This window comes from Salinibacterium sp., assembly GCF_031364185.1.
Classification (GTDB): domain Bacteria; phylum Actinomycetota; class Actinomycetes; order Actinomycetales; family Microbacteriaceae; genus Rhodoglobus.
The window spans coordinates 1-2,565 of record NZ_JANLVV010000036.1 but is presented as its reverse complement, the minus strand read 5'-3'; the positions used below and the strand labels follow the sequence as shown (position 1 = coordinate 2,565).

The window sequence follows — 2,565 nt, the reverse complement described above, 5'->3', positions numbered from 1 at the left end:
CTGGCGCGCGCTCAGGGTCGTGGTGCTCGGGCTGGGCGTCTCGGGGTTCGCCGCGGCCGACACTCTTCTCGAGCTCGGCGCAGACGTGCTCGTGACGGCGGCCTCTGCCAGCGAGAGTCGCCAGCGGATGCTCGAGGTGATCGGCGGGCGGTTCGTCGAGCAATCCTCCGCCGCTCCGATACCGGACGGGCTTGACGAGTTCGACGCAGAACTTGTGATCGTGTCACCCGGCTTTGGCACGGATCACCCCCTGATTGCGTGGGCGCGGGCGCGAGGCATCCCGATCTGGGGTGATATCGAACTGGCGTGGCGACTGCGCGATAAAGTCGGCGACCCGGCCGAGTGGATCGCGGTCACGGGCACCAACGGCAAGACCACTACCGTGCAGCTGACCACCCATCTGCTGGTCGCGGGCGGGCTCAGAGCCGTTCCCGCCGGCAACATCGGCGTGCCGGTGCTCGACGCCATTCGTGACCCGCGGGGGTTCGACGTCATTGTCGTGGAGCTCTCGAGTTTCCAATTGCACTGGATGCCCCGAACCGGCCCTGGAGCGATGGTGCCGCTCGCGAGCACGTGTCTCAACATCGCCGACGATCACCTTGACTGGCACGGCTCACGAGAGGCCTACGCTCACGCGAAGGCCACGGTGTATGCCAACACGAAACTTGCCTGCGTCTACAACCGAGCCGACCTGGCTACCATGCGGATGGTCGAGGATGCGGAGGTAGCGGAGGGCTGCCGCGCAATTGGGTTTGGCCTCGACACTCCGGGCCCCAGTGACCTCGGTATGGTCGATGACATCATTGTGGATCGCGCTTTTCACGACGACCGACACAATTCTGCTCTCGAACTGACCACGCACGGCGAGCTGGCCGCTGCCGGGCTCGCCAGCCCGCACCTGATCGCCAACGTTCTTGCGGCATCGGCTCTCGCTCGGTGCGCCGGGGTCGCTGTCGCCGCGATCACCGCCGCGCTCTCGAGCTTTCGTGTCGACAACCACCGCATGCAGCCTGTTGCCACCAAGGGGGGAGTGCTCTGGGTGAACGACTCCAAGGCGACCAATCCGCACGCGGCGGATGCGGCGCTGCGGTCGTACAATTCCGTTGTGTGGATCGTAGGCGGGCTGATGAAGGGCGTCGACATCGTCGGACTGATCGCGGCACACGCACCGAGACTTCGAGCTGCGGTCGTCGTCGGGATTAACCGTGAACCTGTGGTTGAAGCATTAGCGCGACACGCGCCAGAGGTGCCTGTGTTCGAAGTGATCGCCACCGACACTGATGAGGTGATGCCACAGGCGGTGAAATTTGCTGCCAGCATCGCGGTAGAAGGAGACACGGTTCTCATGGCTCCGGCCGCGGCATCGATGGATCAGTTTGCCGACTACGCCGACCGTGGCACGCGATTTGCCTCGGCAGTGAACGATTACCTGGAGGGTGGCGGCAATGACGACGATACGACACCCGCGCCCCCGAGCGCCGGCTGACCGTCAGACCGGTCCGGGGCCGTCGACCGCACGGATCCCGCTGCGCCGGATCTTCGTCGCCGAGAACAGCAACTATTTCCTGCTGCTCGGTATAACTCTTTTTCTTGTCATCTTCGGTTTGGTCATGGTGCTGTCGTCATCGACTATCGAGTCGTACAACGACGACCAGGGCTTTTTCGGGCGTTTTTCCCGCCAGCTCCTGTTTGCGGTGATCGGGATCCCGCTGATGCTTGTCGCCTCTCGGATGCCTCCCCGATTCTGGAAGCGCTGGGCGTGGCTGGGGCTCGTCGCCGGTGCCGCGCTTCAGCTTCTGGTCTTCGTGCCCGGTATCGGCATTGTCTCCGGAGGTAATCGCAACTGGATCGGCATTGGGGGGTTCACGGCCCAGCCGTCGGAGTTCGTCAAGATCGCCCTGATCGTGTGGGTCGCGTGGGTGCTCGCTACCAAGCAGGAACTGCTCGGCGATTGGCGTCATGTCCTTCTGCCTATCGCACCGGTAGCTGGTGCCGCGATTGCCTTTGTGTTGGCCGGTGGCGATTTGGGCACCGCTGCCGTCATGATCATCATCCTGTTTGGCCTGCTCTTTTTTGGAGGGGTAAAAGTGCGTTTTCTCGCGGTGGGCGTCGTCGGGATCGCCTTCCTCGCGCTGCTCTTCTCGAAGGCCAACAGCTCGCGCACGTCGCGTATCGAGGTCTGGCTTAAAGGATGTGCGCCCGAAGATCTCGCGGGATACTGCTGGCAGCCCGAACATGCCAACTGGGCGCTCGCTGCCGGCGGCTGGTTTGGCAAGGGGCTGGGTAACTCGGTGGCGAAGTGGAACTGGCTTCCTGCAGCCAGTAGCGACTATATCTTCGCCATCATCGGGGAGGAGCTTGGCCTCATCGGCGCGGTCGTCGTTCTGGTGCTGTTCGTGGTGCTCGCGATTGCGTTCATTCGCATTATCCGCGCCGGCAGCGACAGCTTCGCGCGGATTGTGACCGCGGGGGTAATGGTCTGGGTGATCGGCCAGGCCTTCGTGAACATCGCGGTGGTGTTGGGGGTGCTCCCGGTGCTGGGGGTGCCGCTGCCCCTGATTTCTG

The 2,565-nt window shown here is 63.7% G+C and carries 2 protein-coding genes; both read left to right on the top strand.

Annotation, left to right across the window (positions count from 1 at the left end):
- On the top strand, window positions 1-1,486 hold a 1,486-nt coding region (murD, locus tag RMN95_RS01965), incomplete at its 5' end, for a UDP-N-acetylmuramoyl-L-alanine--D-glutamate ligase (RefSeq protein WP_397545223.1).
- A partial coding sequence (locus RMN95_RS01960) for a putative peptidoglycan glycosyltransferase FtsW (protein ID WP_309615282.1) occupies window positions 1,446-2,565 on the top strand: 1,120 nt, incomplete at its 3' end. The genes murD and RMN95_RS01960, both read left to right, overlap by 41 nt.